General features: G+C 71.0%; 2 protein-coding genes. Both read left to right on the forward strand.

Features of this window, described 5'->3' with window-relative positions; genetic code table 11:
* Positions 1-65 precede the first annotated feature (65 nt).
* On the forward strand, positions 66-857 hold the full coding sequence (locus AB0M20_RS32830) for a DUF1998 domain-containing protein (protein ID WP_364304223.1): 792 nt from the start codon (positions 66-68) through the stop codon (positions 855-857).
* A 40-nt stretch (positions 858-897) separates the two neighbouring features.
* The coding region (locus AB0M20_RS32835) for a hypothetical protein (RefSeq protein WP_364304224.1) at positions 898-3494 on the forward strand (2597 nt) is incomplete at its 3' end.

Genomic DNA, 3494 nt, shown 5'->3' on the forward strand with positions numbered 1-3494 from the left:
GACGCCCTTGCCGCCCGACTCAACAACCGACCCCGAAAATGCCTCGGCTACCGCACCCCCGCCGAGTGTGTTGCCTTGACCGCCTGAATCTAAGGTACGTCGTACCCGAATTCGGTTTCGTCGCCGAGCGCAAGACCCGCCCGGCCGGTCCGGTTGCGCCGACCCGCAGCTGGAACGGCGCCACCCACATCCTCCGCCTCGCCGACGACCCGATCGAAACGACATGGACGGCGGACGGCGGCGGCCGCGTCACCGCACGCTCCGGCGCACGCGGCAAGCTGATCGCGGTGTCGTCCGGCCGCAACCGGCGCGGATTCCACATCTGTGACTGGTGTGGCGCCGGGTGGTCCGCGGACGGCACGCGGGGGCCGGCGACGCACGAGCACCTGCTGAAAGGCGGCGAGTGCCGCGGCACCAAACGGGTGCGGGTTCTCGCGCACCCGTACGAGACGGACATGCTCGAACTGACCTTCGACCACATGTTCGGCGCGGCACAGATGCCGATCGGCGCGTGGCGCTCCGCGGCCTACGCGCTGTTGGAAGGCGCCTCAGACATCCTGGAGATCGCCCGCGACGACGTCGACGGAACGCTGTACCGCCGCGGCGGCCTGCCCGGCATCGTGCTGTTCGACGTCGTCCCCGGCGGCGCCGGGCACGCCATGCAGATCGCCGACCGTCTCGACGAAGTCGTCACGGCCGCGCTGAAGCGGGCCGGGGCCTGCGATTGCGGCCCCGAGACGGCCTGCTACGGCTGCCTGCGGAACTTCCGCAACCAGCGTTTCCACGCCGACCTGAGCCGGCGCGGCGCCCTCGACGTTCTGGAACCCGCCGCGTCGCTCACCAGATCGCCCGGCTGACTTCCTCACCTCGGACCCGGCCCGTCCGACTGTTGTCTGCGTGCCGATGCCGCAGGAAGAGTCTCTGGACCGCTGGGAACTCGAGTGGGCGCCGCGCCTTCGGGGCGTGTCGCTCGCCGCCGAGGCCGACGCCGATCGCGAGGACGCCTATCGAGCGGCCAGGGCCCTGGGCGCGTACTACCGTCAGGCGTTCGAGTGGGAACCTGACGGCCTCGCCAAGCGCTGGCCGGCCTGCATCGTCACGGCGGTCACCGCGGTGGCGATCAACGGCTACCGCGGCAGCTTCTGGCCCGCCTTCAACGACGCCTTCGACGTCGCCGACGACCAGCACACGCACTCGTTCTGGGGCGACGCATTTCGGATCGCGCTGCGCCGCCTAGGGCTGGAGACGTTCAGCGGCGTTGTCGCTCACCGCCACGTCGGCCCGATCTTGATGCACGCCGGTGTACCGCTCTTCTGCTTCGACGATCTACTGCAGCTCCTGGCCGAACGGGTGCGTCTCGACCCGGACCTGGACGCCGACACGTTCCTGAGTTGGGCAGCCGACCAGCCGCAGCGCATCCACCGGCTGGACGTCCCGGCGCGCCGGTTCCTCACGTACGGCACGGACTTCGCGCTCGACTTCGTCGACCGCTGCCTGGAGATGGTGGGGGTTCTCAGCGAGCCGGACGGCGACATCAGCCGGGTCGCGCTGCCGTCCCGATTCATCGAACGGGCGGTCGAGCTGGCCGCCGGCGGCGAATTGGCCGAGCAACCGCGCCGCACCCACTCCCGTAGCGCCCGGCCGCAGCGACCGCGCGTGTCTCTCGATCCGTGGGGTGGCGGTGTCGCGCTCGGCCTGCCGTCGGTCGGTGACGCCCCGGGCGGCGCGGCGACCTGGGAGGTGATCCAGGACGGCATCGCCACCACGGTCACCAGCAAGGCGCCCTGGGTCGGCGTCGCCGAGGCCGCACCCGGCGTGAAAATCCGCATCCAGAAGCCGGTCCGCTCGCTGGTCGCCAGCCTGGTCGGCGCACCGCGCGAGTACGAAATTCAGCTCGTCAACGCCGATACCCCCTGGCTGATCTTCGACGATGCCGGACGGTTGATCCCTTCCCACGCCGCCCTGCCGCGCGACGCCGCCTGGATCCTCTATCCCGGCACCCACACCATCGAGTCGGACGGAACGCTGCGCGTGATCGAGGAGGGACAGGTTCCCGGCGGCTGGGCCGGGTGGATCCTCGAGCGGACGGCCCTGGACGGATCGTCCTGGATCCAGCTCGCCGCCATTCCCGGCAGCCGGCGCACCATCCGCGGCTTCTCCCAGCCCCGCATCGAGGTTGGGCAGCCGGTCAACGGTATCGATTCGCTGTACGGATCCCGCGTGTTAACCACGCTGCCGCAGGTGACCCTGCCGAGCCGCGACGATGCCGAGACCGACTGGCGGATCACCGTCCGCGCCGCGGCGACCGGCGAAATCATCGCCGAGCGCACCGTCAGCGTCTCGACCGAGACGACCATCACCGACCTGCTCGATGATCTTCCCCGGCCGGTGCTCGGCGCGTTCTCGATCGGCGTCGGCGGCCCGCTCGGTTTCGGCGTGGACCGCACCCTGTTCATCGCCGAAGGACTGCGCGCTGAGTTCATGCCCCCGGTACGTGCGCTGACCTGGGACGGTCTGACCGCCGCGACGGCATCGGTGGTCGGCCCGGTCGGCGCCGTCGGTGAGCCGGCCCGGCTGACGTTCTCGGCCACCGAGACCGCGACGCTCATCGAGTACCGCACGGACACGGAGAGCGAGCCGCTGCGGGTGCGGCCGCCACACCTGCGGGTGTCCTACGAGACCGCCGGCCGGCTGCCTAGCTGGCAGCCGCGTCCGGTGTCGTTGATCGCCGAGGACCGGCGCGAGGAGAACGGCGTCCTGGCCGTGCACCTGCCCGACAACGGCGGTCCGGCGATGGCCCGTCTGGTCGAAGGCGGCGAGGTGATTCAGGAGCTGACGCTGCAGCGGCGCGGCAAGGACGAGGTCTGCTATCTGCCCTTGCAGCAGATGGTAGACACGATCGTCCTCCACCCGTACGCCGAGATCGTCGTCCTGTGCGGCAATCTCGCCATGCCGGTCGCGAAGATCCGCCCGCGAACCCTCGCCATCGGCATCGGTTTCGAGGACCACCAGCTGGTCCTGCAGGACCCGGCGCCGGTGCCGCAGCTGACGGCGACGGTCTACCTGAGCCGGGCCCCGTGGCGGTCCCCGGTCACCCTCAGGGTCGACGACGGCCGGGCGGATCTTCCCGCCGCGTTCCGGGGCGCGGGTCCGCTGCTGGTCACGCTGTCCGTGCCGGCCAGCGAATGGGTGACGGTCGAGGAGCCGCGGTGGCCGGAGCGCTACCTGCTGGCCGGTGGCGAGGGCCATCTGACCGATGGGCCGGCCGATGAGGTGGCACTGTCTCGCTACCTGGCCGGCGAGGGTCCGGCGCCGGCCACGGTCAGCGACGCCGCCTGGCTGTGGACCGTGATCGACCTGGCCGACGAGCTGGTCGCCAAGGACCGTGTCGATGCCCTGCGTCGCGACTGCGGTCGTCTGCTGACCGCCGACGCCGCCCACGCCCTGACGGTGCTGGCGACTCTCGGCCTTGACCGTGACCGTGTGACCACGGC

The sequence above is a fragment of the Actinoplanes sp. NPDC051633 genome (genome assembly GCF_040681735.1).
GTDB lineage: Bacteria > Actinomycetota > Actinomycetes > Mycobacteriales > Micromonosporaceae > Actinoplanes.